Here is a 16,684-nt window from a genome sequence, read left to right as displayed (position 1 = left end):
CGAAGCGAACCGGCGTGGGCAGGGACCGGGCGAGGTGACGAACTCGCCCGCCGACCCGGGAGTAGCGAGTCAGGATGGCAAACTTAGTGCATTGAAGTCTAAACTTCAAGATGTTCGTACCATACTTTGTCCTCGATCTGACGAAAGACGCCTGCTCGCGAAACTCGCTGGCGTCCCCGTCGGGACCGCGCGGTAGCGTCGTGGCCGTGACTGAACGGGGTAACGGGCCACTCATCCACGCACGCGGTCTGGTCAAGCGGTTCGGGGCGTTCACTGCGGTCGCCGGCATCGACGTCGACGTCGCGGCCGGTGAGGCGTTCGGCTTCCTGGGGCCGAACGGCGCCGGCAAGAGCTCCACCATGCGGATGGTGGGCTGCGTCTCCCCGCCCAGCGGCGGCACCCTGCGCATCCTCGGGATGGATCCGCAGCGGGACGGCCCGGCGATCCGGGCCCGGCTCGGCGTCTGCCCGCAGTTGGACAACCTCGACCAGGAACTGACGGTACGGGAGAACCTGGTCAGTTACGCCCGCTACTTCCAGATCCCGCGACCGGTCGCCCGGCGCCGCGCCGACGAGCTGCTCGACTTCGTGCAGCTGCGCGACCGGGCGGGCAGCAAGGTGGAGCCGCTGTCCGGCGGCATGAAACGCCGACTCACCATCGCCCGTGCCCTGGTCAACGAGCCGGACATCGTGCTACTCGACGAGCCGACCACCGGGCTGGACCCGCAGGCCCGGCACCTGGTGTGGGAGCGGCTGTTCCGGCTCAAGCAACGGGGCGTCACGCTGGTGCTGACCACGCACTACATGGACGAGGCCGAGCAGCTCTGCGACCGACTGGTGGTGATGGACGGCGGTCGGATCGTCGCCGAGGGCTCGCCGCGGGACCTGATCACCCGCTACTCCACCCGTGAGGTGGTCGAACTCCGGTTCCCGACCGACGACCAGGACAGCTTCGCCGGCAAACTGGGCGGAGTCGCCGAACGGACCGAGGTGCTGCCGGACCGAATCCTGCTCTACACCGGCGACGGCGACGGGGCGCTCAACGAGGTGCACCGCCGTGGGCTGGCGCCGACCAGCGCGTTGATCCGGCGCAGCGGTCTGGAGGACGTCTTCCTGCATCTCACCGGCCGGACCCTGATCGACTAGAATCGGCCGGGCATGATCGCGCAGACCGACCGGCTGTCACTACGCCGCTTCACCATCGACGACCTGCCACTGCTCGTCGAGCTGGACAGTGACCCCGAGGTGATGCGGTACCTCACCGGGGGCAGACCGACCCCGGCCGAAACCGTACGCCGCGAGGTCCTGCCCGCGATCCTGCGTGACTATCTGCGCTTCCCGGGCTTCGGCAAGTGGGCCGCTATCGAACGCTCCAGCGGTGCCTTCATCGGCTGGTTCGCGCTGAAGCCGGCTGCCGCCGGACCGGCTGTTACCGGCCCGGCCGGTGCCGGTCCCGCCAGCGGTGTGGTCAACGGCCGGGGTGGCCGGTTGGCGATCACCGAGGTGGAGCTCGGATACCGGCTGCGGCGCGCCTCCTGGGGCCGGGGGTACGCCTCGGAGGGTGCCCGAGCGCTGCTGCGGATGGCGTTCGACCACCCGACCGTCGATCGGGTCTTCGCCGAGACGATGGCGGTCAACGTCGCCTCACGGCGGGTGATGGAGGCGGCCGGGTTGCGCCTGGCCCGCTGTTTCCACCTGCAGTGGGACGATCCGATCGAGGGCGTCGAGCACGGCGAGGTCGAGTACGAGGTGCGCCGGGTCGACTGGGCGGCGCACGCCGCGGCGGCCAGCGGCACCCGGACGATGTCGGTAGCCCGGATACCGCCGGCGGTCGAGGGCAACCGCCCGCACTGACGGCGGGGGTCGGCCCGGCCCATTGGACCCTGCCCGGACGGGCGGGAAGCCTCTGGGCCGGCCGGGCATCGGCGGATCAGGCTGGAATCGTGACCGAGGAACGCGTAGCACCACCGGCGCCCGACACCGCCGCCGTGCCCGGCGGGGCTGACTCCTCGTACGATCCCGTCGCCTGCGTACGGGCTGCCGTCGCCGCGCCGTCGCTGCACAACAGCCAGCCGTGGCGGTTCCGGATCCGGCCCGGTGGCCGGACCGGGCCCGGCGAGGGCGGCACCCACCCGGCGACGGACGGCCCCGACGGCATGCCCGTGCCGGCCATCGAGGTCCTCGCCGACCGGCACCGCCAGCTGGACGTCATCGATCCCGCGGGTCGGGAACTGCTGATCAGTGTCGGGGCGGCCCTGTTCAACCTGCGGCTGGCCGTGCGGCAGCAGGGCTGGCTGCCCGAGGTCCATCCGTTTCCCGACCCGGCCGAACCGGACCTGGTGGCCCGGGTCGTCCCCGGTCGCGCCGCCGCGCCGTACCCACAGCTCACGGCGCTGGCCGACGCCATTGCCCGGCGACACACCAACCGCTGGCCGTTCGCTCCGGCGGTCGTCCCGGCCGACGTGATCGAGGGTCTGGTCGTCGCCGCACGTCGAGAGGGGGCAGAACTCGCCGTCGCCGGTGCCGTCGCCCGAGGGGCGATTCTCACCCTGGCCCGCAGCGCCGAACAGCGGCAGCGGGCCGACGGCGCCTACCGCGCGGAACTGGCCCGATGGACAATGCCCAGGCACGGGCGGCGGGAGGGGATTCCCCGCTCGGCGATCGGCCCGTGGGACGCCCTGGAAACCCTGCCGATCCGTGACTTCGGCCTGGTGGCGCCGCGGCTGACCCGGTCGACCGAACGCTTCGAGCCGTACCCCACCATTCTCGTGCTGTCCACCACGGGGGACACCGAGCGGCAGTGGCTGGCCGCCGGGCAGGCGCTGCAACGGGTGCTGTTGCTGGCCACCGTCGAGAACCTGGCGACCACCCCGATCAGTCAGCCGCTGGAGATACCCGGGATCCGGCAACTGCTGGCCAACCAGCGGCGGGGGACCGTGGCCCAGATGGTCGTCCGGGTCGGCTACGGCCAGCCCGCCCAGGCCACGCCGCGACGTCCGCTGGCCGAGGTGCTCTGCACCGTAGCCCGGGCGGCGGACCCGGGAGACGGAAATCCCGGTGAGGATGTCCCGCCGTCGTCGTAGAGTTCCTCGGGCCGGCGGATCCCGGGCGGTCGTCCCGGGCGTCGTTTCCACGATGTCGTACGCGGGCGGTACAACATCGGCCGGGGACCGGGTACGGGGAGGCGACGACGGATGTCCGGGACAGACACTGGCGCGACGCCGACGGCCACGACAACCGCGCGACTGACCGGGCCGCGCGGCCTCCGGCCGGCGTTGAGCGTCCTCGAAGCCAACCTGACCGGCTACCGGCGGACCTGGCGGTCGTCGGTCTTCTCGTCGTTCCTGCTGCCGCTGTTGACGGTGCTCAGCTTCGGTGTGGGGGTGGGAGCATACGTCGACCAGGGGATCGGCGGGTTCAGCTATCTCGACTGGATCGTCCCCGGTCTGATCGCCTCCACCGCATTGCAGGTGGCCATCGGGGAGTCCTCCTGGCCGGTGCTGGGCGGGTTCACCTGGCAACGGACCTACTACTCACAGATAGCCGCTCCGTTGCGGATCGCCGACATCGTCGGTGGGCTGCTTGCCTTCGTCCTGTTGCGGGTGCTGGCCAGCGCCGCCGCCTTTCTCGCGGTGGCCGCCGCGTTCGGTGCGCTGCATTCGGGTCGGGCGGTGCTGGCCCTGCCGGTGGCCATGCTGCTGGCCGCGGCAGTCGCCCTGCCGGTGGCCGCCTTCGCGGCCACCATCCGCAGCGACAGCTACATGGTCATCGTGTTCCGGTTCGCGGTCATCCCGATGACCCTGTTCGCCGGAGTGTTCTTTCCGGTGGAGTCGCTGCCGGTGACAGTGCGCTGGCTGGCGTACCTGTCGCCGCTCTGGCACGGGGTCGACCTGTGCCGGGCGGCCTCGCTGGGCACCCCGGCCTGGTCCGTCCCCGGGCATCTCGGCTACCTGGGCCTCTGGGTGGCGGCCGGGTGGTGGCTGGCCGTCACCCGGTTCCGTAGGCGTCTGATCCACTAGAGAGCGTCTGATCCACTACAGGAGGCAACGGTGGTGACCCTCGTCCTGCCGCAGGTGCTCGGGGTCGGCGCGGCCGTGCGGCGGGCCGGGTCGGTGATGGAGCGCAACGCGGCCGCACTGAAGTCCGCGTACTGGGTGGTGATGATCTCCGGGGTGGTCGAGCCGTTGCTCTACCTGTTCTCGATCGGTGTCGGCGTGGGTCGGCTGATCGGGGACATCACCCTACCGGGCAGCGGGGTCGTCATCGGGTACGCCGCGTTCGTCGCGCCGGCGATGCTCGCCGCCTCGGCGATGACCGGCGCGTTGTCGGAGACGACGTTCAACTTCTTCGCCAAGATGAAGTTCGTCAAGCTCTACGACGGGATCCTGGCCACCCCGGTCCGCCCGACCGAGCTGGCCTTCGGCGAGCTTGGCTGGGCGATGGCGCGGGGCAGCATCTACTCGGCGACCTTCCTGCTGGTGATGGTCGTGATGGGGCTGACGACGGTCCCCCGGGCGCTGCTGGCGTTCCCGGCGGCGGTCCTGGTCGGGTTCGCCTTCGGTGGGCTCGGTATGGCGCTGTCCACCTACATGCGTAGCTGGCAGGACTTCGACCTGATGGGCTCGGCCCAGTTCGCGGTCTTCCTGTTCTCCGGGACGTTCGTGCCGGCGCAGGCGTACCCGTCGGTGCTGCGCTGGCTGGTCGAGCTGACCCCGCTGTACCGGTCGGTCCATCTGATCCGGACGATCGCCGTGGACACCGTCGGGTGGATGCAGCTGGTCGACGTCGGCTATCTGGTCGGGGTGACGGCGCTCGGGCTGACCGTCGCCGGGCGTCGAGTCGGCCGGCTGCTCTGCAACTGACGTCGTACGAGCACCCTTCTGCGACAGTCATCGATCTATCGGTGTCAGGTGGCGGAGACTTATTGCTGGTAGAAGACAAAGCCATCGGTAGTTCACCTGAAAGTTTGGTTCGTCGGGGTCTTTCTTTCCCCTGGTCTCTGGGGTTAATGTCTGCCCCAGACGTAACACCAGCGACACAGCGCCGTAAACGCCGGTCGCGACCAGGGCCACCAGGGCCCGAGCTGTCTCCCGCCAGGGGCGTGGCGGAGGCAGCCGCGGTTCGGGTCGGTGCCGCCACCGCGGCACCGACCCGAACCCCACCCATCCGAACCCCCCGCCCCGGGGTCGTGCGTTTCGGCGGCGTGCGACTCCGTACACCCCGACCCTCCTCACTCGTCATCGGCGGCTCTGCGGAGCCGCTGCAGAAAGGTGGACAAGAATGGACGAGGTGCTACGCCGCAACGGTCAGCTCACTCCGCCCAACCCCGCGCTCACCCGCCGCAACATCCTCGCCGCGTCGGCCGGCGCCGCCGCCGTACTCGGCGCGGCCGGGCTGCCGGTGCTGCAGACCAGCCGTCCGGCCCGAGCCGGCGGCGGCTGGTCGGTGGACCCGCTGATCCCCGAGCAGAACCGGGGCATCATCCTCTACTCGGTCCGCGACCGGATCGGTGCGGCCCCGGACGACAGCGGCGTGCCGTACGGCTTCGAGCGGGTCCTGGCCCGCCTCGCCGAGCTGGGTTACAAGGAGATCGAGTTCGCCGGCTACAACCAGCACCCCGACATCCTCGGCCGGCAGATCACGCCGACCGAGATCCGCAAGATCCTGGACGACAACGGGCTGGTCGCCAACGGAGCCCACACTCAGATCCGGGCGGACACCTTCCAGGAGCAGCTGGACATCGCCGAAGAGCTCGGCATGAAGAACATCGGCACCGGCAGCGACCCGACCCGTAGCGACTACCAGTCGGACTGGGACGCGGCCGCGGACCTGTGGAACGAGCTCGGCCGGCAGGCCAAGGAGCGCAAGATGCGGCTCTACACCCACAACCACGACGCGGCGTACAACTTCCTGCTCGACGCCGGTCCGTTGGACGAGCAGGGACGGCCGACCCGGTCGTCCGGTGTCCGCAAGCTCGAGTACTTCATGGCCAAGACCGACGCGAAGTACGTCTACTTCGAGATGGACATCTACTGGGGCTACGTCGCCCGGCACAAGCACCACACCTTCGTCAACTCGGCCGGCCGGGAGCGGACCCGGGTGTTCGACCCGCTGCTGACCGTGGCCCGTCGGCCCCGGCGGTTCCCGCTGTTCCACGCCAAGGACGGCAACAAGAACCCCGACCTGTCCAACGGCTATGAGATGACGCCGATGGGCGACGGCGACATCAACTTCCAGCAGTTCTTCCAGACCATCGGGCACTACGACTTCCACCACGCCAACTGGGAGCAGGACACCGCTCCCGGTGGCTCGGCGAACCCGGGCCAGTCGCTGGAGTTCGCTGAGCGCAGCTACCAGCACATGTCGGAGCTGACCGTCTACAGCCAGAGCGAGTGATCCACCGGTCGCCGGCCACCCGGCGCGGCGGCCACTGATCCAACCGCGCGAGCCCGTCCGGGGTGCCGACCGCCGCCACGGCGGCGGCCGGCACCCCGGTTCCGCGTGCCCGTTCCGCCCTCGTCGTGGAGGGTCGGTCCATCGATGCCTCGTGCTCTGAATCAGATTCATCGGGCCAGGTCAACCCCTGTTCGAGCACGCTTTACCAACTTCTGTCACGATCAGAAAAAGTTTTGCTTCAGCAGACCGAAACTCTGGACACGAGACTGAGAAGACTCTTAGTGTTTCGGTCACGACACGCCGAGGTCGCCTCGGTGTTAACTCACTGTCGGAGGTGGACCCCATGCGTACGGCGGATCCTCTGCACCTCCAGCTGCTACGACTGCTGCGGGACAACGGACCGGTCTCCCGGGCCGAGCTCGCCGACCAGCTGGAGATTCCCCGCCCTCGCCTGCTGTCCGAGTTGGAGCGGCTGGTCGCCTCCGGCTTCGTGACCGAAGCAGGGATGGCCGCCTCACGGGGCGGCCGCCGCTCGACCCTGGTGGAGCTCAACCCGGATCTGCGGTTCGCCGCGATCGACCTGGGTGCGAGCTCGGTCGACGTGGAGATCACCAACGGCCGGCTGGAGCCGGTGGCCGCGTACACCGAGCCGGCCGACATCCGGCAGGGGCCGAAGGTCATCCTGCACCGCATCAACGAGCTGCTCGCCAAGGCCCGGGTCGAAGGGGTGCACGAGCGCCTCGACGGCATCGGCATCGGGGTGCCCGGGCCGGTCAGCTACCGCGACGGAGTGCCGGTCTCCCCGCCGATCATGCCGGGCTGGGACCGCTTCCCGGTCCGTGAGCTGCTCGCCCGGGAGCACGGCTGCCCGGCGGTGGTGGACAACGACGTGAACATCATGGCCATCGGGGAACGGCACGGCGGCGTGGCCCACTCGGTCGACGACTTCCTGTTCGTCAAGCTCGGCACCGGCGTCGGCTGCGGCATCTACCTCGCGGGCCAGGTCTACCGGGGGATCGACGGCTGCGCTGGCGACATCGGCCACATCCAGGTCGACTCGCACGGTCCGATGTGCTCCTGCGGTAACGCCGGATGTCTGGAGGCGCTGTTCAGCGGTGCAGCGCTGGCCAAGGAGGCGGCCGCCGCCGCCCGGGCCGGCACTTCCCCGGCGCTGGCCGAGCGGCTCACCCAGCGGGCCGAGCTCACCGCGCGCGACGTCGCTGAGTGCGCCATGGAAGGCGACGTCACCTGCATCCGGCTGATCCGCGACGGCGGCCGGCGGCTCGGCGGCGTCCTCGCCGGTCTGGTCAGCTTCGCCAACCCGTCGATGATCGTGATCGGCGGGGGTCTGGCCCACCTCGGACACATCCTGCTCGCCGAGATCCGCAGCGTGGTCTACCGGCGGTCGCTGCCGCTGGCCACCGGCAACCTGCCGGTCGTGCTGTCCGAGCTGGGTTCGCGGGCCGGCGTGACCGGCGCCTCCGTGCTGGCCAGCGACGTCGCCTTCGAGCAGGCGTCGTGAGCGCCCCCGAGGCCACCGGCGCCGCGCCGGCCGACGAGCCCGGCGCCACCCCGGCCGTGGCGGCCGGCGGCGACGTGGTGCTGCGGCTGACCGACGTCGTGAAGACCTTTCCCGGGGTACGCGCGCTGGACGGGGTGCAGCTCGAGGTGCGTGCCGGGGAGGTGCACTGCCTGCTCGGCCAGAACGGGGCCGGCAAGTCGACCCTGATCAAGGTGCTGGCCGGCGTGCACCGCCCCGACTCGGGGCGGGTCGAATGGCAGGGCCGACCGGTCCGGTTCGCCAATCCGCAGGCCGCGATGCGGGCCGGCATCGCCACCATCTACCAGGAACTCGACCTGGTCGACGACCTGTCCGTGGCGGAGAACGCCTTCCTCGGCCACGAGCCGCGGACCGCGGGCTTCGTCCGTCGGGCGGCGATGGCCCGGCGCACCCGGGACATCCTGGGCCGACTCGGCCACGCCGAGATCCGACCCCGCGGGCTGGTCCGGTCGCTTCCGGCGGCCGGCAAGCAGGTGGTCAGCATGGCTCGGGCACTGTCCCACCAGGCCAAGCTGATCATCATGGACGAGCCGAGCGCGGTGCTCGCGCACGACGAGGTCGAGAACCTGTTCCGGATCATCCGTGAACTCACCGCTCAGGGCATCGCGGTCATCTACATCTCGCACCGGTTGGAGGAGATCCGCGAGATCGGTGACCGGGTCACCGTACTCAAGGACGGCCGGACCACCGCGCAGAACCTGTCGGCGCAGACCACTCCGACCAAGGAGCTGGTCAGCCGGATGACCGGCCGGTCGATCGAGTACGTGTTCCCGCAGCGGGAGCCCAACTCGCACGGGGAGCCCTTGCTGGAGGTGTCCCGGCTCAGCCGCGCGAGGGAGTTCAGCGACGTCTCGCTGACTGTCGCGCGGGGGGAGATCGTCGGCATCGCCGGCCTGGTCGGTGCCGGTCGTTCGGAACTGCTGGAGACGATCTTCGGGGCCCGGACCGCCGACACCGGCCGGGTCACGATGGCCGGCAAGCCGGTACGGCCCGGCAGCGTCGGCGCCGCGGTGCGGGCCGGCATGGGCATGGCACCGGAGGAACGCAAGAGCCAGGCACTGCTGCTGGGCGAACCGATCTTCCGGAACATCACGTTGGCCACCTTCGGGCGCCTCGCCCGGGCCGGGTTCACCGACGCCGGCCGGGAGGTCAGCGCCGCCGAACGGGTCGCCGGCTCGCTGGAGCTGCGTCCCCGGGGCGTGCACCGTCCGGTGCGTCAGCTCTCCGGCGGCAACCAGCAGAAGGTGGTGGTCGGCCGGTGGCTGCTCGGTGACACCCGGCTGCTGCTGCTCGACGAGCCGACCCGGGGCGTCGACGTCGGTGCCCGGGCCGAGCTGTACCAGGTGATTCACGACCTCGCCGCGCAGGGCGTGGGCGTCCTGCTGGTCTCCAGCGAGGTGCCCGAGGTGCTGGGGCTGGCCGACCGGGTGCTGGTGATGCGGGAAGGACGCGTCGTCCACCAGGCCCCGGCCGGTGAGATCGATGAGGAGACCGTGCTCGACCTCGTCATGTCGGGGTCGGCGTTGGAAAGTGCCGCGGCGTGACCGGGCGACCCGACCGGTTGGCCAGCGGCCAGCCGGTGAGCGAAGGAGTAGGACTGTGACCGCGGAAGAGGCCACGGCGACCGTACCCGGTAAGGAGAAGCCGGCAGCGCCGCCGGCGCACGGCGCGGACGAACCACCCCGGCAGAGCTGGTGGCGTTCCGACGCCAGCGAGTACGCCCGACGCAACCTGTGGCTGGTCGGCGTCCTCGTGATTCTGGTCATCATCGGCGCCGCCACCCGGCCCGACCTGTACAGCGACCCGACCTGGGTCCGCAACAACATCTTCACCATCCTGCAGCAGGCCTCCGCGATCGGCGTGGTCACCGTCGGCATGACATTCGTGATCATCGCTGGCGGCATCGACCTGTCGGTCGGCGCGATCATGGCGCTGGCCGGGGTGTGGGCCACCACGGTGGCGACCCAGAGTTTCGGACCCGGCGGCATGATCTTCACCGCCGTCGTGGTCGGGATGTGCGTCGGACTGGTCAACGGAGTGCTGATCTCGTACGGCCGGCTGGTGCCGTTCATCGCCACCCTGGCGATGATGGTGGCCGCGCGAGGGCTGGCCGCGCTCATCTCCGGCAAGCAGACCCAGGTCTCCACCTCGTCGGTGATCAACGGGATGGCCACTCAGCGGATCCTCGGAATCCCGCTGCTGGTGATCATCCTCGCCGCGGTGGTCGCCGCCGGCTGGGTGCTGCTCAACCGCACCACCTTCGGCCGACGCACCGTCGCGATCGGCGGCAACGCCGAAGCGGCCCGGCTCGCCGGGATCAACGTCCGGTGGCACACCCTGCTCATCTACGGCCTGTCCGGGCTGTGCTGCGGCATCGGCGCGATCATGCTGACCGCGCAGGCCAACTCGGCCCAGGCGGCCATGGCCAACCTGTACGAGCTCGACGCGATCGCCGCGGCGATCATCGGCGGCACGCTGCTCACCGGTGGTCGCGGCACCATCATCGGCGCCCTGTTCGGGGTGCTGGTCTTCTCCACCATCACCAACCTGTTCGCCATCAACGGGCTCTCCACCGAATCCCAGAACATGATCAAGGGCGGGATCATCGTGGTGGCCGTTCTCATCCAGCAGTTCCGGTTCAACTCCCTCAGCCAGCTCTTCAACCGAAGAACCGCCTGAGGCTCCACCTGACCCACCCATCCACCGCCCGGTGGCCGTCGACTCCGACGGTCGCCAGGCCCCGCACACCCCGATAACCCCCCGCCATTGCGATCCAGGAGGTCGTCATGACCGCTTTCTCCCGTCGGACACTGTTCGGCGCGCGCGGCGCCGCCGCAGGTGACATGTCCCGCCGCCGGCTGCTCGCCGGTGGTGCCGCAGTCGGTGCCGGTGTACTGCTGAGCGCATGCACCAGCAACGAAGCCGCCCCGACCAACACCCAGACTCAGGCCGCCAACCAGGGCAACCCCAACTCCGAGCCCGGTGAGACCGTCACCATCGGCTTCTCCGCCCCGGCGGCCGACCACGGCTGGCTCGCGGCGATCACCAACAACGCCCGGGCCCAGGCCGAGGCGTACTCGGACGTGGAGTTCCTCACGGTCGAGGCCGGTGCCGACGCCGCCGCTCAGCGGGCCGCCCTGGACACGCTGATCTCGCAGAGCCCGGACGTCATCGTCATGCTGCCGCACGACGGGGCCGAGCTCACCGCCAGCGGCCTGCAGGCCATGGAGGCCGGCATCCCGGTGGTCAACCTGGACCGGGCGTTCACCCAGGCGTTGGCCTACCGCACCCAGATCAAGGGCGACAACTACGGCATGGGTGTGTCGGCGGGCAACTACATCGCCGCCCAGATGCAGGAGAAGGGCATCGCCAACCCGGTGATCGCCGAGATCGCCGGAATCGACGCGCTGGAGCTGACCCAGGAACGGTCCGCCGGCTTCAAGGACGCCCTCGAGGTGCACGGCTTCACCATCGCCAACCGGCGGGCGGCCGAGTTCACCGCCGACTCCGGCCAGCGCGAGGCGGCCAACCTGCTGCAGGCCCTGCCGGAGATCGACGCCATCTGGAACCACGACGACGACCAGGGCATCGGGGTGCTGGCCGCGATCAGCCAGGCCAACCGTTCGGAGTTCATCATGGTCGGCGGCGCCGGTTCGCGGGCGGCGATGGAGGCGATCCAGGCCGACGACAGCGTACTGAAGGCGACCGTCACCTACAGCCCGTCGATGGCCTCCTCGGCGATCTCGCTGGCCCGCCTGATCGCCCAGGGCAAGGGCATGTCCGACCTGGTCGAGCTGCAGGTGCCCAAGGAGATCATCCTGGCCTCGGAGACCATCACCAAGGAGAACGCGAGCGAGTACCTGCCGCTCGGGTTCTGACCTTTTCGGGGAGGCTTACCTTGTCCGCTGAACACAACGAGCTGCGGGTCGGCATGGTCGGCTACGCGTTCATGGGCGCCGCGCACTCGCAGGCCTGGCGAACCGTGAACCGGGTCTACGACCTGCCGGCGCGGGTCCGGATGACCGCGGTGTGCGGCCGGGACGAGTCCAAGGTGGCCGAGGCCGCCGACCGACTCGGCTGGGAGTCGCACACCACCGACTGGCGGGCGCTGATCGCCCGGGACGACATCGACGTGGTCGACATCTGTACGCCGGGTGACAGCCACGCCGAGATCGCCATCGCGGCACTCGCCGCCGGCAAGCACGTGCTGTGCGAAAAGCCGTTGGCCAACACCGTGGCGGAGGCGCAGCAGATGGCCGACGCGGCCCGGGCCGCCCGGGCCGGCGGCGTCCGGTCGATGTGCGGGTTCAACTACCGGCGGGTGCCGGCGGTGACGTTGATGCGTCAACTCGTCGCCGACGGCCGGATCGGAACGATCCGGCACGTGCGGGCGGTGTACCTGCAGGACTGGATCCTCGATCCGGACTTTCCGCTGGTCTGGCGGTTGCGCAAGGACAAGGCGGGTTCCGGGGCGCTCGGCGACATCGGTGCGCACATCATCGACGCCACCCAGTTCGTCACCGGCCAACGGATCGCCCGGGTGAGCGGGCTGACCGAGACGTTCGTCAAGCGGCGGCCGCTGCCGGCCGGTTCCAGCGGGCTGACCGCTGCGGCCGGTGGCGGGTCCGCCGACGGGGCCGAACCGGCCACCGGCGAGGTGACCGTCGACGACGCCGCGCTGTTCATGGCCCGGCTCGACGGCGGGGCGGTGGCCAGCTACGAGGCGACCCGCTTCGCCACCGGACGCAAGAACGGGTTGCGGATCGAGATCAACGGCTCGCTCGGGTCGGTCGCGTTCGACTTCGAGCGGATGAACGAGCTGGAGTTCTTCGACGCCACCCGGCCCGCGGCCGAGCAGGGCTTCACCCGCATCATCGTGACCGAACCGGAGCACCCGTACCTGTCCGCCTGGTGGCCGCCCGGCCACGGCATCGGGTACGAGCACTCCTTCACCCACCAGGCCCGTGACTTCGTCGCGGCGCTGGCGGCCGGAGACGACCCGACACCGTCCTTCGACGACGCCCTCCAGGTCCAGCAGGCGCTGGCCGCGGTGGAGCAGTCGGCGGGGCTCGGCGAATGGGTCACCGTGGACTAGGCGAAGACCACGGCACCGGCCTGAGCGGCTCGACCTTCGTCGAGACGCCTGGAACCGAGACTCCTCGTCCCGTGGGCGAGGGTCGCCCGGCGCGGTTGCGCCCCGCGCCGGGTGATCCGCGGGTACGAGGACGGCTCGTCCGGCGTGACCGGATCGGGATTCCCCGGTCACGCCGGACGGCCAGCAGGGCGTACCAGAAGAGACTCTGGCGGACGTGGCACCGCGCCAGGGGTGAGGCACCAACCGTAACTGTCCGTCTACAACGGAATCAGTGCCCACGGTGAGGCGCTAGCCTCCCGAACCCCCGGAGGAACGACTGATGAGCAGATCCGCCCGGCGATGGCTTGCCGTCGCCGCGGGCGCGGCACTCGCCGCACCCATGATCACCACCGCGCCAGCGGTCGCCCACGATGGCCACGACCACGACGAGAACTACCAGGTGCTGGTCTTCACCAGCACCGAAGGGGTGGCGCACCCCTCGACCGCCAAGGGCGTCAACGCGGTCCGCACCCTCGGCAAGAACAACGGGTTCACCGTCGACGTGTCCCGCAACGGAACCGTGTTCACCGAGGAGAACCTGGCGAACTACGCCGCCGTGGTCTTCCTGAACAACAACGGCGACGTGCTCGACGACGCGCAGCAGGAGGCGTTCGAGAACTACGTCAAGGCCGGCAACGGGTACATCGGCGTGCACGCCGCCGTCGACGCCGAACCGGACTGGGCGTTCTACCGCGACCTGGTCGGCACCACCTCGACCGGCACCACCGCCAGCGGCGCCGGCGTGATCGATGTCGCGGACCGCTACCACCCGTCGACCAGCACCGTCCCCCGCCAGTTGACCATCGACGAGAACTACCTCAACTTCGCGGAGAACGTCCGTGGCATCCAGCACGTACTGGCCACCGTCGACACCGACACGGTCAGCGACAGCAGCATGGGCTATGACCACCCGGTCTCCTGGTGCCAGGACTACCAGGGCGGCCGCTCCTGGTACACCGGTCTCGGCTCCGCCCCGGAGACGTTCACCATCGGCGCGTTCCGCAAGCACCTGCTCGGCGGCATCCAGTGGGCCGCCGGCGTAGCCGAGGGCGACTGCGGCGCGACCGTCGAGTCCAACTACGAGCGGGTGGTCCTCAACGACCAGCCCGGTGAGCCGATGAGCCTCGCCGTGCTGCCCGACGGCCGAGTGCTGCACAACACCCGCAGCGGAGAGGTCCGGCTCTACGACCCGGCCAGCGGCGCCAGCCCGGTGATCAGCGACATCGACGTCTACCAGCACGATGAGGACGGCCTGCAGTCGGTCACCCTCGACCCGAACTTCGCCGAGAACAAGTGGGTCTACCTCTACTACGCGCCACCGCTGGACACCCCGGTCGACGACCCGGCCACCCCGGGCGTCAACGAGGGCGACGCGCCGGCCAACAGCGAGGACCCCAGCGTCTGGGCGGCGTTCAAGGGCTACAACCTGCTTTCTCGGATCAAGTTCGTCGAGGAGCCGACCCCGCACCTGGACCTGTCGACCGAACAGGAGATCCTCAAGGTCGACACCGACCGGGGTGCCTGCTGCCACGTCGCCGGTGAGGTCAAGTTCGACGGCAAGGGCCTGCTCTACCTGGTCACCGGCGACGACACCAACGCCAGCGGCTCGGACGGCTACACCCCGATCAACCGGTCGCTGACCCGCGGCCCGGCGTACGACGCCGCCCGGTCCGCGGCCAACACCAACGACCTGCGCGGCAAGGTGCTGCGGATCCGGGTCAAGGACGACGGCAGCTACGCCATCCCGGCCGGCAACCTGTTCCCCGAGTCGCAGGACTTCGAGGACCAGACCCGCCCGGAGATCTTCCTGATGGGTCTGCGTAACCCGTTCCGGTTCGACGTGGACGAGCGTGGCTGGGTCTACATCGGCGACTACTCGCCGGACTCGCGCAACCCGAGCGCGACCCGGGGGCCGGAGGGCACCGGACGGTGGTTCGCCGCCAAGCGGGCCGGCAACTACGGCTGGCCGTACTGCTACTCGCCGACCCTGCCGTACATCGACTACGACTTCGAGACGCAGACCTCGGGTGAGCCGTTCAACTGCGCGGCGCCGATCAACGACTCGCCCCGCAACACCGGTCGCAGCCTGTTGCCGCCGGTCGAGCAGCCGCAGTTCTGGTACACGTTCAACGCCACCACCACCTGCCGGGACAGCTACCTGGTCGACCCGGCCGGCTCCTGCGACTTCCAGTGGCCGGTCGTCGGCACCGGCGGCGTCGGCCCGATGGGCGGGCCGATCTACAAGTTCGACGAGTCGCTGGAGTCGGACTACAAGCTGCCGCAGTACTTCCACGACGCCGTCTTCTTCGGCGAGTTCAGCCGGGACCGGATGTTCACCATGCGGACCAACGGCAGCGGCAAGCTGTTCGGCGTCGAGCGGTTCCTGTCCACCTTCACCTTCGACAACCCGATGGACATGGAGATCGGCCCGGACGGCACCCTCTACGTGCTGGACTACGGTGACGGCTTCTTCCGGCCCAACCCGGACGCGTCGCTCTACCAGATCCGGTACGTCAAGGGTACCCGTGGACCGGTCGCCGAACTCGACGCGTCGCCCACCTCCGGCCAGGCCCCGCTGACCGTGCAGTTCTCCAGCGAAGGCACCAACACCCCGGAGCCGGGCGCCAGCATCGACATCGCCTGGGACTTCGACGGGGACGGCACAACCGACTCCACCGAAGCCAACCCGTCGTATACCTACACCAGCAACGGCGTCTACTACGCCCAGCTGACGGTGACCGACTCCAACGGCAAACAGGCGACGTTGAGCCGGACCATCACGGTCGGCAACACCGCACCGACGGTGGAGGTCACCGCCCCGCTGTCCGGTTCCTTCTTCAACTGGGGCGACACGGTGCCGTACACCGTCACCGTCACCGACCCCGAGGACGGCACCATCGACTGCGACCGGGTGGAGGTCAGCTTCGTGCTCGGCCACGACGAGCACGGCCACCCGCAGACCACCACCACCGGGTGCACCGGTAACCTGCCGACCCCGGCCGACGGGGCCGACCACGCCGGCAGCTACCTGTTCGGCGGGATCAGCGCCAGCTACACCGACCTGGGCGGCGGCGGTCAGCCGGCGCTGACCACGATCGGCCAGGCCACCATCCAGCTCTACCAGCAGCAGGCCGAGTTCGCCCCGATCCAGCAGGGCGTGTCGGTCTCCAACACCTCGGACACCGGCGGCGGCCAGCACGTCTCCGGTATCAACGAGGGTGACTACATCGCGTTCGACCCGATCAACCTGGGCGGGATCGACACGGTGACACTGCGCCACGCCGGTGGCTCCTCGTCGACCGCGGGCACCCCGCGGGCCGCCGTCGAGCTGCGGGTCGACGCGCCGGACGGACCGCTGGTGGCCAGCACCACGCTGACCGCCACCACCGGCTCCAACGACTGGGCCAGCACTGACGTGGCGGTCGACCACCCGGCCGGCACCCACCAGCTGTACCTGGTCTTCCGGACCGTCGAAGGTGGAGCAACGTTCAACCTGTTCAACCTCAACTGGGTGCAGTTCGTTCCGGCGAGCTGACCCGGTCCGTGGGTCGGTGGCCGGCCGGCCACCGACCCACGGACGACAACCGGCGACCG

At 69.9% G+C, this 16,684-nt stretch carries 12 protein-coding genes; all 12 read left to right on the top strand.

The features are described from left to right. The first annotated feature begins 206 nt into the window (after positions 1–206). The 12 genes from EDC02_RS17790 to EDC02_RS17735 all read left to right on the top strand — a co-directional run bounded on the left by EDC02_RS17790 (position 207) and on the right by EDC02_RS17735 (position 16,625). The gene (locus EDC02_RS17790) at positions 207–1,145 is read left to right on the top strand and encodes an ABC transporter ATP-binding protein (RefSeq protein ID WP_233605994.1); all 939 of its coding nucleotides are present in this window, start codon (positions 207–209) and stop codon (positions 1,143–1,145) included. Between the two features lie 12 nt (positions 1,146–1,157). Then, the gene (locus tag EDC02_RS17785) at positions 1,158–1,853 is read left to right on the top strand and encodes a GNAT family N-acetyltransferase (RefSeq protein WP_123602935.1); all 696 of its coding nucleotides are present in this window, start codon (positions 1,158–1,160) and stop codon (positions 1,851–1,853) included. A gap of 89 nt (positions 1,854–1,942) precedes the next feature. After that, a complete protein-coding gene (locus EDC02_RS17780; RefSeq protein WP_233605993.1) occupies positions 1,943–3,082 on the top strand; it encodes a nitroreductase family protein in 1,140 nt (379 codons plus the stop codon). A 111-nt stretch (positions 3,083–3,193) separates the two neighbouring features. After that, positions 3,194–4,018 carry an ABC transporter permease gene (locus EDC02_RS17775; RefSeq protein ID WP_123602934.1) on the top strand — a complete coding sequence of 275 codons (825 nt, stop codon included), beginning with the start codon at positions 3,194–3,196 and terminating at the stop codon, positions 4,016–4,018. A 30-nt stretch (positions 4,019–4,048) separates the two neighbouring features. After that, positions 4,049–4,861, top strand: coding sequence for an ABC transporter permease (locus EDC02_RS17770; protein ID WP_123602933.1), 813 nt, complete (start codon positions 4,049–4,051; stop codon positions 4,859–4,861). 418 nt (positions 4,862–5,279) lie between these two features. Then, complete coding sequence (locus EDC02_RS17765) at positions 5,280–6,395, top strand: sugar phosphate isomerase/epimerase (RefSeq protein ID WP_123602932.1); 1,116 nt, start codon at positions 5,280–5,282, stop codon at positions 6,393–6,395. Between the two features lie 343 nt (positions 6,396–6,738). Next, a complete protein-coding gene (locus EDC02_RS17760) occupies positions 6,739–7,917 on the top strand; it encodes an ROK family protein (protein ID WP_123602931.1) in 1,179 nt (392 codons plus the stop codon). Positions 7,918–7,991: 74 nt separating this feature from the next. Further along, positions 7,992–9,500 (top strand): sugar ABC transporter ATP-binding protein, encoded by a 1,509-nt coding sequence (locus EDC02_RS17755; protein ID WP_199757869.1) that lies wholly within the window; start codon positions 7,992–7,994, stop codon positions 9,498–9,500. A 55-nt stretch (positions 9,501–9,555) separates the two neighbouring features. Next, the gene (locus EDC02_RS17750) at positions 9,556–10,635 is read left to right on the top strand and encodes an ABC transporter permease (RefSeq protein WP_123602930.1); all 1,080 of its coding nucleotides are present in this window, start codon (positions 9,556–9,558) and stop codon (positions 10,633–10,635) included. Between the two features lie 107 nt (positions 10,636–10,742). Beyond that, a complete protein-coding gene (locus EDC02_RS17745) occupies positions 10,743–11,834 on the top strand; it encodes a substrate-binding domain-containing protein (RefSeq protein ID WP_123602929.1) in 1,092 nt (363 codons plus the stop codon). A 53-nt stretch (positions 11,835–11,887) separates the two neighbouring features. Then, positions 11,888–13,051 carry a Gfo/Idh/MocA family protein gene (locus tag EDC02_RS17740; protein ID WP_199757867.1) on the top strand — a complete coding sequence of 388 codons (1,164 nt, stop codon included), beginning with the start codon at positions 11,888–11,890 and terminating at the stop codon, positions 13,049–13,051. Between the two features lie 319 nt (positions 13,052–13,370). Continuing rightward, the gene (locus EDC02_RS17735) at positions 13,371–16,625 is read left to right on the top strand and encodes a ThuA domain-containing protein (protein WP_123602927.1); all 3,255 of its coding nucleotides are present in this window, start codon (positions 13,371–13,373) and stop codon (positions 16,623–16,625) included. Positions 16,626–16,684 lie beyond the last annotated feature (59 nt).

It is taken from the genome of Micromonospora sp. Llam0, from assembly GCF_003751085.1.
Classification (GTDB): Bacteria; Actinomycetota; Actinomycetes; order Mycobacteriales; family Micromonosporaceae; genus Micromonospora_E.
The sequence above is the reverse complement of the archived record's forward strand: the minus strand, read 5'-3'. Positions and strand labels throughout refer to the sequence as shown.